Genomic DNA, 18,999 nt, shown 5'->3' with positions numbered 1-18,999 from the left:
TTTATGAATGATTAGGAGTTACTTATTATGGATGAGGTTCATGAATTCTTGGCGAGTTTTGGCCTGGTTGAAGGCACCACTGAAGTCGCTCGTGGTAGTGATAGAGTTTATTTTCTCTACACCACGCATCTGCATACACATGTGCTGAGCCTCGACCACAACCATCACACCTAGCGGATGCAAGGTCAGTTCGATACATTCCTTAATTTGCAGGGTCATACGCTCTTGCACTTGAAGGCGATGACTAAAGATATCTACTACACGGGCAATCTTTGAAAGGCCAGTAATATATCCATTTGGAATATACGCCACATGCACTTTACCATAGAAAGGCAACATATGGTGTTCACACAATGAAAAGAAATCGATGTCCTTGACAATGACCATCTGACTATAATCTTCCTTGAAAAGTGCATCGGTCAGCACTTTATGAGCGTCCATTTTGTAGCCACGTGTCAACACCTGCATGGCCTTTGCCACACGCATGGGGGTCTTAAGCAATCCCTCTCGTTCGGGATCTTCACCCAGTAGCGACAACACTTCATGGTAGTGCTCGGCCAACTGGTCAAGTCCTTCTCTATATTCTGTTTCTGGATTCATTTAATACTGTACGGTTATTTTTCCTTTCACAATGGATGCCTGCTTATAGCCAAGCCGTTGCAGGTTAACCAACATATGGTGCGCTTCCTCGTATGTACGGTAGTTGCCGACACGACAAATCCATCTAGGAGAATAGAAATGCACATAGACAGGTACATGAGGATAGTGAGCTTTGATAGCGTTGCGGGTGCGTTCGGCATTCTGACGATCTTGACGTGAGTTGCCACCGGCAAAGGCCTGTACACGATAGCCCATGACTTTTTGGGCATTACGCATCACCTTTTTAGACATATCGACCTCTGCTTCACTGCTACTCTCCGGCGCATTAACTTTCGCTATTGGGGAATTAGCAGTAGAAGGGTTGCCGCTGTTTTTGTCTGCACCTGATGGTGTCGGAGTATTGGATTTGCCACTTGACACAGCCTTATCCGCAGAAGGTTTAGTTGCTGTAGTACTGCTGGGCGATGTGGGTTGCACATTGACCAGTCGGTCTATCTCCTGACTATGATGAATGGTAACAGTACCCTGACCATCCACTTTCTTCTGGATGCGTTGTGTAAAAGACTGTGCACCGGCATGGATTGCCATGCCGATACACAGAATCATGGTGACTATCCAACGGTCACGACGAAGAGTCTGATGCTTCATCTTGAGTCCGGTTGGTTTGAGCCTTATTTCTTCCAAGCGTCGATAATGCCCTTGAAGTCTGCACATTTTAGTGAAGCACCTCCGATAAGACCACCGTCGATGTCGGGCTTTGCAAAGAGTTCAGGAGCGTTGCTGGCTTTGCAGCTACCACCGTAAAGGATAGTTGTGTCATCAGCCACAGTTGCACCATACTTCTCTGCTACGATAGAGCGGATATAGGCATGGATTTCTTCTGCCTGCTCTGCGGTAGCGGTTTTACCGGTACCAATAGCCCAAATTGGCTCGTAAGCGATAACGATGTTGCGGAATTCTTCCTCGCTGAGGTTGAATACGCTTCCTTCGAGTTCAGCCTTCACTACTTCGTTCTGCTTGTTAGCCTCACGCTCTTCGAGAGTTTCACCGATACAGAAGATAACCTTAAGACCGTTCTTCAGTGCGAGTTGCACCTTCTCTTTCAGGATCTCTGGAGTCTCGCTGTAATACTGGCGACGCTCTGAGTGGCCCAGAATAACATACTGTGCACCAGTGCTCTTAACCATTTCAGCGCTAACCTCACCGGTATAAGCACCCTTTTCCTTGTCAGCGCAGTTTTCTGCACCGAGGCCAATAACATTGGCATCAAGCACCTGAGCTACAGAAGCCAGATGGATGAATGGTGTGCAGATTATAACATCGCAATTGGGTTTGTCGGCAGCAAGTGCCTCGTTAAGTTCTTTGGCCAAAGCCACACCGTCTTGCAGGTTCAGGTTCATTTTCCAGTTTCCTGCTACAATTTTCTTTCTCATTTTCTTTTTTCTTAAGAGTTTAAATATCTTGTTTGTTTCTTCTTTGCGTTTCATCCATTTCGACCAAGCCCAGAGTCGGTCTGCTATGGTCAGTAGGAAGAGGGGCAACATATACCACAATACGATATCAAGTATCTTTCTTGGAGTGGTATCTTTTGGCAGATGTCCAATATCCAACTGCTCCAAAGACTTGTTTGCCTGTTCTTCATCGAGTTGTGGCAGATTGTTATGACTCCATTTGCGCACGATTGTTCCGTCTTTCAGCAACAATAGTCCTGGGTTACTACGTATGATGGTCTTCAACACCGTTTCGTCTGATTGACAGAAAGTGTATTCAGCCCCTGTCATGTCGCGCCATTGTCCTATGGCCTTTTCATCGCTTGCGGTGAGTCCATAGAAGCGGTAACCATGATCGCGCGAATATTCATAGAGTTCGTTGATGCGGTCAAACTGGCTATCGTCTGCACTCCCAAGATGTGGTGTCACCAGCAGGAATAGGTATCCCTTCTGTTCCAACAGTTGCATGGTGATGTCTTCTCCTGTTTCTATGTCATTGATATAGAAATCGTGGATGGGCGGTTCATATCCCTTGGTCAGTTGTCGAGTATTGGCCTCGATAAGAGTCCAGGTAGAATCAGGATAGTGGTCTATATCGAATGTCTGCCTCTTACCGTCCTTCTCCATCAGGTATGTCGTTTCGAAGGTTGGCATTTCTGCACCTTCTGGAATCTCCATTCCCTTCAAGATATTGGTTCCTACATGATAAGGACGAAAGTCAAATTGTGGCAAATCATATAGCGACCATGCCGATACAGCAAAGATGAAGAGCATCGAATAGTTGGTCACAATCCATTGATTGGTCTTCGATACAAAGCGCATCATATCAAGCGGCCTGTATCTCACGATAGCGACACAACCCAGAAGCACCACATTTTTTGTAAATGTCTGCCAATTGGTGAGGGTGACAGCATCGCCGAAACACCCACAATCGGTGACAGGGTTGGCCACTGCCAACCATAGTGTTAATGCCGTCATGGGAATCATCATGCAAAGTGCAAGTAGTGACACCAACCGACGGCGTATAGCAAAGAGCATACAGATGCCCAATCCAAATTCCACTGCCGACAAAAGTACAGATGCAGTAAGTGTGAGGAAATCGGGTACAAATGTCCCCAGCTGCATTGCCTTGAGATAGTCGACAATCTTATATTGTGTGCCCAGCGGATCTACAGCTTTGACAAATCCTGATAGGATAAATGTCATTGCGATGACCAAACGGGCAACGTTTACTGCTATTTTTCTAACCATCATTCACTCAACTTGATTGCTCCAAAGACGGCATAGTTGATGATGTCCATGTAATTGGCATCAATGCCTTCACTGACAAGGGTGTCTCCACCGATGTTCTCTATCTCTTTGATGCGTTCTATTTTGGTGAGGATGAAATCGGTATAACTGCTGACACGCATGGATCTCCATGCCTCATCATAATCGTGATTCTTACGTATCATCAGTTGCAAGGCATCATCGGCATACTTGTCATAGAGTGCAAGGGCTTCATCGGGTTGCATATCGACAGTATCAGAAAATCCGTGGCTGAGCTGTATCAATCCAATAATGCCATAGTTGATGAGGGCTATAAATTCTGGTCGTATGCCTTCGCCCACAAGCGATTCCTTCTTAATTTCCAAGGAGCGTATGCGCTTGGCCTTGATAAACAATTGGTCGGTAAGCGACTGTGGGCGCAGTATTCGCCATGAAGCTCCATAATCATGCAACTTCTTGGTGAACAAGGTGCGACATTCACTCATCACCTGTTCAAACTGGGCCTCTGTCGTGTGGTTATCTTTTGTCATAATCGATTGCAAAATTAAAAAATTCCTACCATATCACCAAGGTTTAGCGTCAGGAAAATGCCTATTTATTATATTTCTTTCTGCTTTTTATGAATATACTTGATTTTGGCACATGCCACATCGAAGCGATTCTGAAGCGAGTCTTTACGCGCTTTCAACTGATTCGCTGTGCGGTTGTGGCGCTTCCATGCCTCTTGATCACCTGATTTATCGGCCTGATTTTGCAGTTGACGGACTTCATTGTAAGCACTTCCCACCACCGCCAACAGGGAATCAACTACTGCCAGTTCGTCTTGAGTGCGCAAAAGTTCTGCTTTTTGCCATAGCGGTAAAGCCTGTTTTCGCTCTTCAATGGCACGTGGATATTTATTGCGCAAGGTGTCAATCTTGGCAAGCACATCATCGTAACGCCGTTCGTCTAGTGCCAAACGCGCTTCATCGAGCAATGCTTTCGCTTTGTTGTTGGTATTGCCACAAGCCACTATAAATAGCACTGCGGATAGTATGATAATCAGTTTCTTCGTCATTCTAAGGTGCAAAGTTACAAAAAAATGCGCAATGAACAGCCGAAATAGATGAAATTTGCGTACCTTTGCACACGACAAAGTAGAAAAACATACCATCATGAAGCTATATTCAGACGCTGCACTGGCTAAAATACTCGATAAGCCGATATTCCGCCAAATCAGTGCTTCCGCCGACGAACTGGGGTTAGAATGTTATGTTGTGGGCGGATTTGTTCGTGATATATTCCTCGAACGCCCCAGCAACGACATTGACGTAGTTGTCGTAGGCAGTGGCATTGAAGTGGCCCGACAACTGCAAAAGAATTTGGGAAAAAACCCAAAGACTGGCAGATGGCGTGCACACCTCTCGGTATTTCGTAATTTTGGCACAGCACAAGTAAAGATGGGAAACATGGAAGTGGAATTTGTGGGAGCTCGCAAAGAGAGCTATAGCCACGATTCACGCAAGCCTATTGTGGAAGACGGTACGCTGGAAGATGATCAAAACCGTCGAGATTTCACCATCAATGCTATGGCAATCTGCCTCAACAACGCTCGATTCGGCGAATTGGTAGATCCATTTGACGGTATTGCCGATATGGAAGACCGCATTATTGCTACTCCACTCGACCCTGAAATCACATTCTCCGACGATCCTTTGCGTATGATGCGCTGCATTCGTTTCGCCACTCAGCTCAATTTTCAAATTGAGGACGATACGTTTGAAGCTTTGGAACGCATGGTAGACCGTATCAAGATTGTTAGCGGAGAGCGTATCGAGGTGGAGCTCAATAAAATCATGATGGCACCACACCCAAGCATTGGCTTCGAATACCTACAACGTAGCGGCTTATTACAGCGCATGCTTCCTGAACTTTCCGCACTCGACATTGTAGAAAAGAAAGAAGGCCGGGCTCATAAAAACAATTTCCACCACACCATGGAAGTGCTGGAAAACGTCTGCCAGCATAGCGATAACCTATGGTTGCGATGGGGGGCGTTACTCCACGATATCGGAAAAACGCGTGCCAAGCGTTGGGAGCCTAAGGCTGGATGGACTTTCCACAACCATGACTATCTTGGTGGAAAAATGGTGCCGGAGATATTCCGCCGGCTGAAATTGCCTATGGGCAGCGAGATGCGTTTCGTACAGAAAATGGTAGAACTGCACATGCGACCCATAGCCATTGCCGATGAGATTGTAACCGATTCTGCCGTTCGACGCCTGCTCAACGATGCCGGTGACGACATCAACGATCTAATGACCCTATGCGAAGCCGACATCACCTCAAAGAATGAGGTGCGCAAACAAATGTTTTTGGAGAATTTCCGCATGGTGCGTGAAAAACTCACCGATTTACAAGAAAAGGATTATAAACGGTTGTTACAACCTGTAATTGACGGCAACGAAATCATGGAGATGTTCCATCTGAAACCCTCTCGCGAGGTGGGAACACTCAAACAATACCTAAAAGATGCCGTACTCGACAATCGGGTGGAAAATGAACGTGAACCATTGATGCGTCTGCTCATGGAGCGCGCCAATGCCATGGGGCTCTCCACCGAACATCAGGAGCAACAATGACCATAGAAAAATAGAAACTATCACAACACTACAATCTATTGATCGTGACAGTCTGCCAAATGGTACCATACCACCATCGGCATTATCTTCTACGACGAGGCTTTGTGCAGTTTGCGCAAAGCCTTGTCGCGTATTTGGCGCACACGCTCACGCTTCAACCCAAGTTCACCACCAATTTCCGCCATGGTCATACGATCAAAACCTAATCCGAAATACCTTTTAATGACTGCTGCCTCGCGCTGGTCGAGCAGATAGATACAACGCTCCAAGTCTGACTTCAACAGTTCCCGTTCCATCTCGGCATCAGCCCGTTGCGAGTTTTTATCCTCCAACACATTTAGTAGCGTATAATTATTACGTGACCCTGCAGGGATACTCTCGTCCGTCGATTTCACTGTCACTTCACCAGTCACTCGACGTATAGCAGCTTCAATGGCGGTACGAATATAAGGTGCGGCAAAAGTAACAAAAGGCTTACCCCGATTCGGATCAAACTTTTCCGCCGCCTTGATAATACCGATAGTTCCTTCACTCACCAAGTCATCTGTATCAAGAAGTTCGCAGGAATATTGGCGCGCCAATGTGACCACATACCCCATATTATCTGTTATCAGTTTTTCTTTATCTGTCATATTCGCTATTTTTAGTCATTATTCTACCTTGCAAAGATACGAATAATTCCGCAAACCACCAAACTTCATCAATCATGCAAGCAAAACCCTTATCATATATTCAACAAAACTAAAAAAAAACAGTTTATATAAACAAGGAGATACAGACATAACAAAATAGCGGGCTGCAAAACGAATTTTGCAGCCCGCTACATACGTTTATGTTAAAGTGACTATACTTTCAGCTACGTTATGCAATCTCAATTGCACGTGCCACTTTACTCTCTTCCTTCTTCAATTTAGGCATCACCACAGTAAGAATACCGTTGTCAACCTTAGCAGAAATTCTATCCTTAGCTACATCGTCAGGCAAAGTGTAAGTCTGCTGATAGTTTGTATAACTGAACTCACGACGCAGATAATGCTGTTTCTTATCCTCATCCTTATGTTCCATCTTGTTTTCAATGGCTACATGAAGGTTGCCGTCATCGGTCAACTGTACACGACAATACTCTTTTTTGATACCAGGCACAGCCATCTCCATGGTATATTCATTAAGATCTTCTCTGACGTTGACTGCCGGAGCGGTCGTTGTGGCAGTTGCCATTGCATCACTGTTGAAGAAATCATCGAACACTGTTGGGAACCAACTGTTTTTAAACATTACTGGTAACATAATCATACCTCCTAATTTTATTTGTTTAATTGTTCTGTTTTATATGTTGTTTACCGAGCGCCTCTGCCTTCGCTTCCGCGTTCACTAACAATTAATGCAAGTCTCATGCCACACCAATAAAACATGTCACATTGTCACCTTTGTGTGTCATATTGTCGTTTTGTATATAAAATAGCATGCTATTCACTCGTTTATATTCCTCACGAACAACAATTACCGACCAACACTATGGACCACATATGTTTTCCGTCTTTTATAGGCAAATATCTGGCATTTATTGGTTGCGTAGCATAAATATTGTTAAATGTATTATATATATTATATAATTATATATAAGAGTATTTTTTTTTATGTATCTTTGCACTTCGAAAACCAAACTTAAATATTCGGTTTTCCAGTACACAAACAAATAGTATTGAATTTAAGAATAGTTTAAATAAATAGGTATGAAAAGTAAAAACGTTATTACCATTGCGGTTTTTGCTGCAATCGCGATTTTAACCTCATGTGGAGGAAGCAAGAAGGATGGTCTGCCCAACTTCAGTGACGACGAGTTTGCCGTAAGCACCATCAGCACATCAAGTGCTGCTTTACAAACCACGTACCCCGCCACCATTAAAGGTATTCAGGATGTTGAGGTTCGCCCAAAGGTTTCAGGATTCATCACAAAAGTATTTGTCCATGAAGGCCAAACGGTATCAGCCGGTCAACCATTGTTCTCTATCGACAGCGAGACCTATCAGGCTGCTGTCCGTCAATGTCAGGCCGCAGTCAATACGGCAAAGGCACAGGCTAACACCGCCAAGCTGACTTACAAAAACAACAAGAATCTTTTCGATAGTCACATTATCGGTGAGTACGAACTTTCAACCGCAGCCAATACTCTTGCTACCGCAGAAGCACAGGTTGCACAGGCAGAAGCTGCATTGGCATCAGCTCGCGAACAATTGGCATGGTGTGTAGTAAAGAGTCCTTCGGCTGGTGTTGTGGGAAGTCTCCCCTTCAAAGAAGGTGCTTTGGTTAGCGCTTCTGGCCAGGCATTGACCACCGTTTCAAACATCAGTACCATGGAAGTTTTCTTCTCTGTATCTGAGTCTGAACTCTTGAATATGGGCAAAAACAACGGCAATATGCAGGCTGCCATCGCAGCCTTCCCTCCCGTCAAACTGCAACTTGCAGATGGTTCATTCTACGAACAACCGGGTAAGGTTGTAAAAATGAGTGGCGTCATCGATGCTTCTACAGGTGCCGTATCGCTGATTGCACACTTTGCCAATCCCGACAAACTGCTGAAGAGCGGTGGTTCTGGCTCTATCGTTATTTCTAACGACAACAGCAACGCCATCGTTGTTCCACAGGAAGCATGTTCTCAAGTACAGGATAAAATTTTTGTTTATGCCGTAGGCAAAGACAACAAAGTGAAATATACAGAAATCAAAGTAAATCCACAAGATGACGGCAAGAACTACATTGTGACCTCTGGACTCCGTACCGGTGACCGCATCGTTGTAAAAGGCATTACCAAATTGACTGATGGCCAACAGATTAAGCCTATCACACTAGAGCGCTACAATCAGAAGATAGCCGAAGCAGCCAAGCTCGCAGAGTCGCAAGACAATGCCCATGAGTTTGCCAAAGCCATGAGCGGCAAGAAGTAATTGCATCATCACTATCAAGCAAGAAGCAATTCTTCAGCAAATAACCATTTATAATATAAGGTATAAAGAAAATAGTAAATTATGACATTTACAAACTTTATAAAACGCCCAGTACTATCGACGGTGGTTTCCATCTTCTTCGTCTTGCTGGGTACCATCGGCTTGATATCGCTACCTATTGAGCAGTATCCAAATATCGCGCCGCCTACTATCTCGGTATCTACCACCTATCAAGGTGCCGATGCCCAGACGGTATTGAATTCAGTCATCGCCCCGCTGGAGGAGAGTATCAACGGTGTGGAAAACATGACCTACATGACCTCTTCTGCGTCAAACTCAGGTTATGCCAGCATCACCGTTTACTTCAAACAGGGTTCAGACCCTGATATGGCTGCCGTCAACGTGCAGAACCGTGTATCACAGGCACTGTCTTTGTTGCCTGCCGAGGTTACACGTGTAGGTGTTACGGTTACCAAACGTCAGAGTTCTAACGTGATTCTGTTCTCGCTAACCACAGACGACGGACGCTACGATGACCAGTTTGTGACCAACTATGCTTTGATCAACGTGGTTCCACAGTTGAAGCGTATCAATGGTGTGGGTGATGTGCAGAGCCCTTCTACCCGTAACTACTCTATGCGTATATGGCTGAAGCCTGAGAAAATGAAGGAGTTTGGTCTCGTACCATCTGACATCTCCAATGCTTTAGCGGAACAGAACATCGAGGCTGCCCCTGGTAGCTTTGGTGAAAGTTCTGATATGCAGTACGAATACACCCTGCGTTACAAGGGTCGCTTGAAGACTCCTATTGAGTATGAGAACATCCTCATCAAGAGCAATACTTCTGGTCAGACACTCCGCCTCGGCGAGGTTGCCAAGGTAGAACTGGGCGGTCTGGTATATAGCGTAAACCTGCTCAACAACGGCCAACCTGCCGTAATGGGTATGGTACAGCAAATTGCTGGTTCTAACGCCACACAGATTGCAACCGATGTTAAGAAGGAACTGGAAGAACTGAGCAAGAACTTCCCTCCTGGCCTAAAATACACCATCGAGCAGGACATCACCGAATTCCTCTTTGCTTCTATTGAGGAAGTAGTATTTACGCTGATTATCACCCTTTTGTTGGTATTCGTCGTGGTATATGTCTTCCTGCAAGACTTCCGATCTACTCTAATACCTATGATTGCCGTACCTGTGGCATTGATTGGTACATTCTTCTTCCTATGGATATTCGGTTTCTCCATCAACCTATTGACGCTGTCAGCCTTGTTGTTGGCTATCGCCATTGTGGTCGATGACGCCATCGTGGTGGTTGAAGCGGTCCATGCCAAACTCGACCAGGGTTATAAGAGTGCACTTACAGCATCTATCGATGCCATGAACGAAATTTCGAGCGCCATCATCTCTATCACATTGGTAATGTCAGCCGTGTTCGTTCCTGTATCATTCATCGGTGGAACCTCAGGATATTTCTACCGTGAGTTTGGTGTGACCATGGCTGTATCTATCGTAATTTCTGCCGTCAATGCGTTGACACTATCTCCTGCACTCTGTGCCATCTTCCTGAAACCACACGAAGAAGGACATGAGAAGAAAATGTCGATCATCGACCGTTTCCATACAGGATTCAACTATCAGTTTGAGAAGATTACCAATAAATATAAGAAAGGTGTACAGTGGGTCATTGGGCATGGCGTCATCGCCGGAGGTGTTGTTGCAACAGGTATTATAGCTCTTGTAGCACTAATGGGTGTCACCAAAACAGGTTTGGTACCTAACGAAGATACTGGAACACTGTTTGTTTGTATCTCTACAGCCCCAGGTACTACACAGCAGCGCACAACCGAAGTAGTGAAGCAAATCGACAAAATGCTGGAAGCCAACCCAGCCATCCAGCGCCGTGAAGCTATCATGGGTTATAGCTTTATCGCTGGTGCCGGTTCCAACCAAGGTACTATCATCATCAAACTCAAACCTTTTGAGGAGCGTCCAGGTGGATTCTTCCATCGCATCAAGAGTGCGCTGACAGGTGGTGGCATCGAAGCATTGTTCGTCAACCCCATGGAATATACTTCAGTTTTGGGTATGATTTACAAACAGACCGCAACCATCAAGGATGCTCAGATCCTTGCATTCTCACCGCCAATGATTTCAGGATTCTCTGCCCAGAGTGGTATTACAATGACCATGCAGGACAAGACCGGTGGTGATCTGAACCGTTTCTTTGATATTGTAAAGAATTTCCTAAAGGAGCTCAACGACCGTCCGGAAATCCAGACTGCACAGACCCAGTATAACCCTAACTATCCCCAGTATATGGTGGATGTGGATGTGGCTAAGACCAAACAGGCAGGCATCTCGCCATCATCCGTACTTGCTGTCATGCAGGGCTACCTCGGCGGACTCTACGCCTCCAACTTCAACTCATACGGTAAACTCTATCGTGTAATGATACAAGCAGGTCCCGAAAGCCGCATGCGTCCTGACGATATGAGCAAAATCTATGTGCGTTGCGCCAACGGCACGATGTCTCCCGTGAGCGAGTTTGTTAATCTGAAGAAGGTTTATGGTCCTTCAAACATCACCCGTTTCAACCTGTTTACGTCTATGGACGTATCAGTAACGCCTAACACGGGATATTCTTCAGGTGATGGTATGAAGGCAATTGCCGAAGTGGCTAAGACCACTTTGCCCGAAGGTTATAGCTACGAGTATTCTGGCTTGACCCGTTCAGAGGCTGAATCAAGCAACTCTACTGGTCTGATTTTCGCACTCTGTATTGTATTCGTTTACTTGATTCTGAGTGCCCAGTACGAGAGTTACATCTTGCCATTGTCGGTAGTACTCTCTATTCCATTCGGTCTGGCAGGTGCATTCACCTTCACCAACATCTTCGGCCACGCTAACGATATCTATATGCAGATATCACTCATTATGTTGATTGGTCTGTTGGCGAAGAATGCCATCCTTATCGTACAGTTCGCCCTTGAGCGTCGCCGTACGGGTATGGCCATTAAATACTCTGCCATTCTGGGTGCAGGAGCTCGTCTGCGTCCTATTTTGATGACTTCATTAGCTATGATTATCGGTCTATTGCCACTGATGTTCGCATCAGGTGTAGGTAAGAATGGTAACCAGACTCTAGGTGCTTCTGCTGTAGGCGGTATGCTGATTGGCACCCTACTCCAGATATTCATCGTACCTGCGCTATTCGCCCTATTCCAATGGTTGCAAGAGAAGATTTCTCCGCTCCGTTTCGACGATGAAGACAACGAAGAGGCTGCTGCAGAACTGGCTCAGTATGCAGAGGCTTCTGCCCGCAAAGATTCAAAGAAATAAGGTAGAACACGCAAGTGTAGAATAATAAATGCAAAGCAAAAGATGAAAAAGAATATCACATGCATCATACTGTGTCTCGCAGCGCTCTCTCTGAGCAGCTGCAAGACTCTCTACGGAAAATATGAGCGTCCGGATGTGAAGACCAGCGGTATCGTTCGCGATGTAGCTTCTGATACAGATACTTTGGCTGTAAAGGATACTACTACCTTCGCCAACATCCCTTGGCGCAGCGTCTTCACCGACCCTCAGCTCCAGTCGATCATTGAGAAGGGATTGAACAATAATGTCAACCTCCTCAATGCGGCTTTGAACGTGAAGATGGCAGAGGAACAGTTGAAATGTGCCAAGTTGGCATTCGTGCCTTCTTTGTCTTTCACTCCTCAGGGAACTATCGCTTCCTGGGATGGTAACGCTGCTACCAAGACTTACAGCTTGCCTGTTACAGCCAGTTGGACGGTTGACCTCTTCGGCAACCTGCTCTCTCAGAAGCGCAGTGCCCAGATGGCTCTGCTCCAGTTGAAGGACTATCAGGTGTCTGTACAGACCAACCTCATCGCCAACATCGCCAACATGTATTATACCTTGTTGATGCTCGACAAGCAGGTGGAGCTGGTTAACAATATGGAAGGATTGACCAAGGATACCTGGGAGACCATGAAGGTGCTGAAGGATACCAAGATTGGTTATCGCGGAACTTCCGTGCAGGCTGCCGAGAGCAACTACTATGCAGTGTTGACTCAGAAGACCGACCTGATGCGCCAGATTCGTGAGACAGAGAACTCCCTGAGTCTTCTCATCGGCGACCAGGCTCATTCCATTGCCCGTGGCAAGCTGGAGAATCAGAGTCTTCCTGCAACCTTCTCTACCGGTGTAGGCATCCAGTTGCTCAACAACCGTGCTGATGTTCACGCAGCCGAGATGAATCTGGCTCAGTGCTTCTATGGCATAGAGACTGCCCGCAGCAAGTTCTATCCATCTATCACCATCTCTGGTACAGGTGCATTCACCAATTCTGCTGGTGCAGGTATTGTGAATCCAGGCAAGTGGTTGCTTTCTGCTGTTGGTTCATTGGTTCAGCCAATCTTCCAGAATGGTAGAATCATTGCCGGCTTGAAGGTGGCTAAGATGCAGTACGAGCAGGCTTACAATACTTGGCAGAACACCGTACTGAAGGCTGGTAGCGAGGTGAGCAATGCCCTTGTGCTCTACAACTATTCTGACGAAAAGGGTAAGGTGGAGGCTAAACGCATCGCCGTACTCGAGAAGAATGTGGAGGATACACGTAAGTTGATGTCAGAGGCTGGCGGTTCTTATCTGGAGGTAATCCAGGCGCAGTCTTCACTGCTCAACGTACAACTCTCAAAGGTAGCTGATGACTTCTACAAGATGCAGGCAGTGGTAAATCTCTACTATGCATTAGGAGGTGGCGCAAAATAATCATCGGATGATACATCCAGGAAGCATATCAACCATCATTGTCATGGCGATTTAGCTGCTGGATCTATATAAATATATAAATCAGAAATTATGGCAAGTATTATCAGTCCCAAAGCAGACGTTTCGCCCAAAGCAAAGATTGGCGACAACTGCAAAATATACCCCTTTGTCTATATCGAAGACGATGTAGTGATTGGCGACAACTGCGTACTCTACCCCTTCGTAAGTATCCTCAACGGCACACGCTTGGGCAATAACAACAAAGTGTTCCAAGGCGCAGTTATTGCTGCCTTACCTCAGGATTTCAATTTCGAAGGTGCTGAGAGCTTTGTGGAAATTGGCAACAACAATACCATCCGCGAGAATGTTGTCATCAACCGTGGCACATACGCAGGAAGCAAAACCGTATTGGGCAATAAGAACTTCCTGATGGAAGGTGCACATATCTCCCACGATACTGTAGTGGGTGATGGCTGTGTATTCGGCTATGGTACGAAGATTGCCGGTGACTGCGTCATTGGCAATGGTGTCATCTACAGCACTTCGGTGGTGGAGAATGCCAAGACTCGTGTGGGCGACCTCGCCATGATCCAGGCAGGTACTACCTTTTCGAAAGACATTCCTCCCTACATCATCGCAAGTGGCAAACCTGTGAAATACAGCTGTCCTAACAATGTCATCATGGAAGCAGCAGGTTTCGACCCACGTGTTCGCAAGCATATTGCCAACGCCTACCGCTTGGTATTCCACGGTCAAACATCAGTTTTTGATGCCGTCAACCAGATCAAGGATCAGGTGCCCGATGGTCCAGAGGTGCGCAACATCATTTCGTTTATCGAAGGTACCAAACTTGGCATCATCTCTAAGATGTAGTCCAACCGCTTGGTAATTCCACCGAGCACAACAAACAGTAACCATCCACTACAGTTTGTTTGTAGCCAGAACATCATAATACTTTCATCCGCAATACCGAGACATTTGGTATTGTGGATGATTTTGTTTTTGTTAGGATCTCAAAGCAAAATCAGCAAATATCGATAAATTGTTTTTGCATTCCATCTAACAACCAATTATGGACTTGTTATCCACAAAAGATACAGCATCTATTGATCGACTACTCATCTCTATCAAAGGCGTTTAGTTATTTTTTACGCAGAGTCTATGCAAAAGAGTCTATAAATAAGTTAAATAAAATAAAAAACAAGCATAGAGAGTGACAAAGGCGGACATCTGGGTTTTGTGATATTGTATCTTTGCAAACCAACCTGAGAATAAATTCTCAAACAAGAAGGCACCTTGGTAACAAACTATTGATCGTACAATTAAAAAAGGTGTTTATGTTTACAGAAACGACATTCAACAACCCAAACTGGTTACAACAGAAGGACCATGAGTCTTCAATTAACACCCGACTGGTTCTCGTTAACTTCTCGTTCGCTTCTCGTTCGTCTCTCGTTCGTTATTCGTTAGTCTATCGTAGACCGATCGAGAACCGAACGAGGATCTATCTAAGAACGAAAGATGAACGAGAAGTTATCGAAGACACGACGAAAAAATGTCAAACCTGACGAGAATGGCAGACTTCAATTTCCGGACTCTTTCTGGTTATGCCAAACAAATACAAAACGCCCCCGTAATGCATTTAATAACTTGCTGAGCAAGGGATGCCAACTGCAATAACCCGATCCCGAATGGCATCAAGCTGTTCATGGGTAGCTTTGAGAAGTCCATGGGCAGGTGTTTCTCGGTCTATCGTATAAACCATTACTTGTTGAGGTGCAATCGTCTTGACCGCTTCAAGCCAAGGAACCACATATTCCTCAGCAGTATTATCCACACTTTCACCATTACAATCCCCACGCATAAACATCGTCTGAATGATGACATGTCCGTTGAAAGCCTTCATACGTTCAATAATCTGGTTGACGTCATAGTTGCCAGCCGGACGATCCACCCGATGGATGTAAGCGCTATCCACGGTATCGAGTTTGAGAATATTGTCATCCACCTTCATCAGCGCATCATGTACCGATTGACGATGAATCTGCGTAGAGTTGCTCAACACACAGACTTTGGCATCCGGACAATATGCATTACGCAAACGAATGGTATCATCTATAATTTCCGGAAAATGGGGATGACATGTCGGTTCACCATTACCAGCAAACGTCAGCACATCGGGCAACTGTCCCTCGCTTTTCATACGCTGTAGTGTCAGTTGGAGTTTTTCTGCAACATCCTGCCTTGTAGGCATCGTTTGTTTAGGTCGATGATCCTCGTTGAACCCACATTCACAATAGATACAGTCAAACGAGCAAACCTTGCCATCGGCAGGAAGCAGGTTGATGCCAAGCGAAATACCCAAGCGTCGGCTATGAATGGGACCGAAGATGGGAGATGGATAGATAATTGTACTCATAAATCCAAATGTTTTGTTATCGACTGCAAAATTAGCAAATAAAACGTAATTTGTTTTGCAATCTGAGTGAATTATTGTAATTTTGCAAGAAATTAGGTATATTACGGACATTTAGGAACAATGGCAAAAAAAAGAAAAGCTATCAGTTGTCGTAGAGGTATGCAGGGAGTCACCTTATGCATCAGTACCGCCATGGTGCTTATCTTGCTTGGAATGGTGGTATTCTCCGTACTATTGGCACGCAACTTATCCAACCACATGAAAGAAAATCTGACCATGAGCGTCATGTTGAAAGACTATGTCACGGTCAATCAGGGGCACCTGCTCTGCCGCGATCTCTATCATAAGCCATGGTCACACCATATCGACTATATCAGTAAAGAACAGGCACAGCGCGAACAGATTAAGGAGTTGGGCAGCGACCCATCAGAGTTTCTCGGCTTCAACCCGTTTCCTGCCACACTGGAGATATGGCTCAATGCCAACTACGCCAACCGCGACTCCTTGCGCATCATATCCAAAGAGTTACGCAAGGATGCCCGCATTAGCGACGTAGCATATATGGAAGACCTTGTGGATCAAGTCAACTACAATCTGAGCCGTATCAGCATCATCCTCCTTGTGCTTGCCATCCTGCTGACATGCGTTTCCTTCTCGCTCATCAGCAATACTGTCCGACTTAGCGTCTATGCACGACGTTTTCTCATCCACACCATGAAACTTGTGGGTGCCTCTTGGGGATTCATCCGTCGTCCGTTCCTTTACCATGCCATGGGAGTGGGTATCATCGCTGCACTCATAGCCATTGCCGTATTGGGCGGATGCTTCTACGGACTCTACGTGATGCAGCCTGGCATACTAACCGTCATCACTTGGGTGGAACTTACTATCACCGGCGTAGCAGTATTTCTCTTCGGTTTGCTCATCACAGCCCTCTGTGCATGGCTTGCCGTCAACCGTTTCTTGAGAATGACAGCTGGCGAACTCTACAAAATCTGACAACACATCAATTTGCGAACAATACATTATGAACAAAAGAAATCTCGCTTTTGACCGCACCAACTATCTGCTTTTGGCATTAGGCATGGCTATCGTCATCATCGGATTCATTCTGATGAGTGGCAGCGGTTCCGACTTAGAGGCATACAATGCCGACATCTTCAGCACACGCCGCATCACCATAGCTCCTATCACCTGCTTGTTCGGGTTTGTATTCATGATCTATGGTGTGATGCGCAAGCCCAAAAACACCGAGACAACAGCTAACGAAACAGAGGAGGGTTGCGCACAATGAATTGGTTTGAAGCACTTATACTCGGACTCATCCAGGGACTGACAGAGTATCTCCCCGTCAGCAGTAGCGGTCACCTCGCCATTGGCGCCTATCTCGTCGACATCAACGGTGAAGACAACCTCACTTTCACCATCATGGTACATGTTGCCACGGTATTGAGCACCTTAGTTATTCTGTGGAAAGAAATCGACTGGATACTGAAAGGACTCTTCAAATTCCAGATGAACGATGAAACCAAATACGCCCTCAACATCATCATCTCTATGATACCTGTGGGCATCGTGGGTGTGTTCTTCAAAGACCAAGTAGAGGAAATATTCGGTTCGGGCCTGCTCATAGTAGGTTGCATGCTTCTCGTAACAGCACTACTTCTGTCGTTCTCCTACTTTGCCAAGCCCCGTCAGCGTGAAAACATCAGTCCACTGCATGCTTTCATCATCGGTTTAGGTCAGGCTCTTGCCGTACTGCCCGGACTCTCCCGTTCTGGCACTACCATTGCCACAGGTCTCCTATTAGGCAATAAGAAAGAAAAGATGGCACAGTTCTCGTTCCTCATGGTCATCCCTCCCATCCTTGGTGAGGCATTACTCGACCTATTGAAAGGACTGAAAGGAGAAGAAGCCCTTGGCGGCATCGACACCTTCCCCATGGTAGTAGGATTCGTTGCAGCCTTCTTGTCTGGATGCCTTGCCTGCAAGTGGATGATCAACATCGTGAAGAAAGGCAAGCTCATCTATTTCGGTATCTATTGTGCCATAGCAGGTGCTATCACCATCATCTGCTCACTCATTTAATACTCACATTTACCTTATGCCCCTGACCTGGTTAGGACATATTCTAAATAAAATATATGAATTTTACACAAGGAGAAGTCATCTATATCGATAAGCCCTATCGCATGTCGAGTTTCGGCGCGTTGGCACACATCCGCTATCTCGTATCCCGTAAGATTGGCGTAAAACGAGTGAAGATGGGACATGCAGGAACACTCGATCCCCTTGCCACTGGTGTACTCATACTATGTACCGGCAAAATGACCAAGGAGATTGAGCGCATGCAGTACCACACCAAGGAATATACAGCCACGCTGCAACTCGGTGCTACCACAGCCAGCTACGACAAAGAGCATACCGTCAATATGACCTACCCCACCCAGCATATCACACGCCAGCTCATCGACGACACGCTGCCACAATTTCTCGGTGATATCCAGCAAGTGCCACCACAGTATTCGGCAGTCAAGGTAGCCGGTGAACGTGCCTACCGCATGAAGCGCAACGGCGAAGAAGTGAAGCTTGCAGCCAAAACCGTACATATCGACGAGATTGAGGTAACGTCATTCGACCAACAGCTCATGCAGCTCTCCATCCGAGTGGTATGTGGAAAAGGCACTTACATCCGGTCGCTTGCACGCGACATCGGTCGCGCATTAGGAAGCGGTGCCTACCTCACCGCACTATGCCGCACCCGTTTGGGCGAAGTCAGCATCGAACATTGCATCCAGATGGACGATTTCCCTGCATGGCTTGCCCAACAAGACATAGAAGACATCAAGAAGAAAAAAACAACTTAAAAAAACTAT

At 45.9% G+C, this 18,999-nt stretch carries 17 protein-coding genes; 9 read left to right on the top strand and 8 right to left on the bottom strand.

The window, feature by feature from the left end:
• Positions 1 to 18: 18 nt before the first annotated feature.
• The 5 genes from folE to CIK89_RS10395 form a co-directional block, all read right to left on the bottom strand.
• On the bottom strand, positions 19 to 600 hold the full coding sequence (gene folE / locus CIK89_RS10415; RefSeq protein WP_094391289.1) for a GTP cyclohydrolase I FolE: 582 nt from the start codon (positions 598 to 600) through the stop codon (positions 19 to 21).
• On the bottom strand, positions 601 to 1,314 hold the full coding sequence (locus CIK89_RS10410) for an SPOR domain-containing protein (RefSeq protein WP_254046667.1): 714 nt from the start codon (positions 1,312 to 1,314) through the stop codon (positions 601 to 603).
• Positions 1,272 to 3,344 carry a BT_3928 family protein gene (locus CIK89_RS10405; RefSeq protein WP_254046666.1) on the bottom strand — a complete coding sequence of 691 codons (2,073 nt, stop codon included), beginning with the start codon at positions 3,342 to 3,344 and terminating at the stop codon, positions 1,272 to 1,274. The genes CIK89_RS10410 and CIK89_RS10405 overlap by 43 nt, the downstream gene beginning before the upstream one ends.
• Positions 3,341 to 3,889, bottom strand: a complete 549-nt coding sequence (locus tag CIK89_RS10400; RefSeq protein ID WP_094391287.1) for a DUF1599 domain-containing protein — start codon at positions 3,887 to 3,889, stop codon at positions 3,341 to 3,343. The genes CIK89_RS10405 and CIK89_RS10400 overlap by 4 nt, the downstream gene beginning before the upstream one ends.
• Positions 3,890 to 3,957: 68 nt before the next feature.
• Positions 3,958 to 4,416 (bottom strand): hypothetical protein, encoded by a 459-nt coding sequence (locus tag CIK89_RS10395; protein ID WP_094391286.1) that lies wholly within the window; start codon positions 4,414 to 4,416, stop codon positions 3,958 to 3,960.
• Between the two features lie 97 nt (positions 4,417 to 4,513).
• Between CIK89_RS10395 and CIK89_RS10390 the strand changes: the two genes are divergently transcribed.
• Positions 4,514 to 5,980, top strand: a complete 1,467-nt coding sequence (locus CIK89_RS10390) for a CCA tRNA nucleotidyltransferase (RefSeq protein WP_094391285.1) — start codon at positions 4,514 to 4,516, stop codon at positions 5,978 to 5,980.
• Between the two features lie 89 nt (positions 5,981 to 6,069).
• Here the strand turns inward: CIK89_RS10390 and CIK89_RS10385 are convergent, their stop codons facing one another.
• Complete coding sequence (locus tag CIK89_RS10385) at positions 6,070 to 6,612, bottom strand: sigma-70 family RNA polymerase sigma factor (RefSeq protein ID WP_094391284.1); 543 nt, start codon at positions 6,610 to 6,612, stop codon at positions 6,070 to 6,072.
• A gap of 229 nt (positions 6,613 to 6,841) precedes the next feature.
• On the bottom strand, positions 6,842 to 7,267 hold the full coding sequence (locus tag CIK89_RS10380; RefSeq protein ID WP_094391309.1) for an Hsp20/alpha crystallin family protein: 426 nt from the start codon (positions 7,265 to 7,267) through the stop codon (positions 6,842 to 6,844).
• 446 nt (positions 7,268 to 7,713) lie between these two features.
• On the opposite strand from CIK89_RS10380, the gene CIK89_RS10375 reads away from it, so the two are divergent.
• The 4 genes from CIK89_RS10375 to lpxA all read left to right on the top strand — a co-directional run bounded on the left by CIK89_RS10375 (position 7,714) and on the right by lpxA (position 14,577).
• Complete coding sequence (locus CIK89_RS10375; protein WP_094391283.1) at positions 7,714 to 8,925, top strand: efflux RND transporter periplasmic adaptor subunit; 1,212 nt, start codon at positions 7,714 to 7,716, stop codon at positions 8,923 to 8,925.
• Between the two features lie 81 nt (positions 8,926 to 9,006).
• Positions 9,007 to 12,267: an efflux RND transporter permease subunit gene (locus CIK89_RS10370; protein WP_094391282.1), complete on the top strand. Its 3,261-nt coding sequence runs from the start codon at positions 9,007 to 9,009 to the stop codon at positions 12,265 to 12,267.
• A 42-nt stretch (positions 12,268 to 12,309) separates the two neighbouring features.
• Positions 12,310 to 13,704: an efflux transporter outer membrane subunit gene (locus CIK89_RS10365; RefSeq protein ID WP_094391281.1), complete on the top strand. Its 1,395-nt coding sequence runs from the start codon at positions 12,310 to 12,312 to the stop codon at positions 13,702 to 13,704.
• 90 nt (positions 13,705 to 13,794) lie between these two features.
• The gene (gene lpxA, locus CIK89_RS10360; RefSeq protein ID WP_094391280.1) at positions 13,795 to 14,577 is read left to right on the top strand and encodes an acyl-ACP--UDP-N-acetylglucosamine O-acyltransferase; all 783 of its coding nucleotides are present in this window, start codon (positions 13,795 to 13,797) and stop codon (positions 14,575 to 14,577) included.
• 769 nt (positions 14,578 to 15,346) lie between these two features.
• Here the strand turns inward: lpxA and CIK89_RS10355 are convergent.
• Positions 15,347 to 16,123 carry a radical SAM protein gene (locus CIK89_RS10355; RefSeq protein ID WP_094391279.1) on the bottom strand — a complete coding sequence of 259 codons (777 nt, stop codon included), beginning with the start codon at positions 16,121 to 16,123 and terminating at the stop codon, positions 15,347 to 15,349.
• Between the two features lie 120 nt (positions 16,124 to 16,243).
• Between CIK89_RS10355 and CIK89_RS10350 the strand changes: the two genes are divergently transcribed.
• From CIK89_RS10350 to truB, 4 genes are read left to right on the top strand one after another with little or no spacing between them, the layout of a single operon-like run.
• Complete coding sequence (locus CIK89_RS10350) at positions 16,244 to 17,122, top strand: ABC transporter permease (RefSeq protein WP_094391278.1); 879 nt, start codon at positions 16,244 to 16,246, stop codon at positions 17,120 to 17,122.
• Positions 17,123 to 17,150: 28 nt separating this feature from the next.
• Positions 17,151 to 17,417, top strand: a complete 267-nt coding sequence (locus CIK89_RS10345) for a DUF3098 domain-containing protein (protein ID WP_094391277.1) — start codon at positions 17,151 to 17,153, stop codon at positions 17,415 to 17,417.
• Positions 17,414 to 18,211, top strand: coding sequence for an undecaprenyl-diphosphate phosphatase (locus CIK89_RS10340; protein ID WP_094391276.1), 798 nt, complete (start codon positions 17,414 to 17,416; stop codon positions 18,209 to 18,211). The genes CIK89_RS10345 and CIK89_RS10340 overlap by 4 nt, the downstream gene beginning before the upstream one ends.
• Before the next feature lie 56 nt (positions 18,212 to 18,267).
• Positions 18,268 to 18,990: a tRNA pseudouridine(55) synthase TruB gene (gene truB / locus CIK89_RS10335; protein ID WP_094391275.1), complete on the top strand. Its 723-nt coding sequence runs from the start codon at positions 18,268 to 18,270 to the stop codon at positions 18,988 to 18,990.
• Positions 18,991 to 18,999: the final 9 nt, after the last annotated feature.

Origin of the sequence: Prevotella sp. P4-119, assembly GCF_002251345.1 — a bacterium.
Taxonomy (GTDB): Bacteria; Bacteroidota; Bacteroidia; order Bacteroidales; family Bacteroidaceae; genus Prevotella.
The sequence above is the reverse complement of the archived record's forward strand: the minus strand, read 5'-3'. Positions and strand labels throughout refer to the sequence as shown.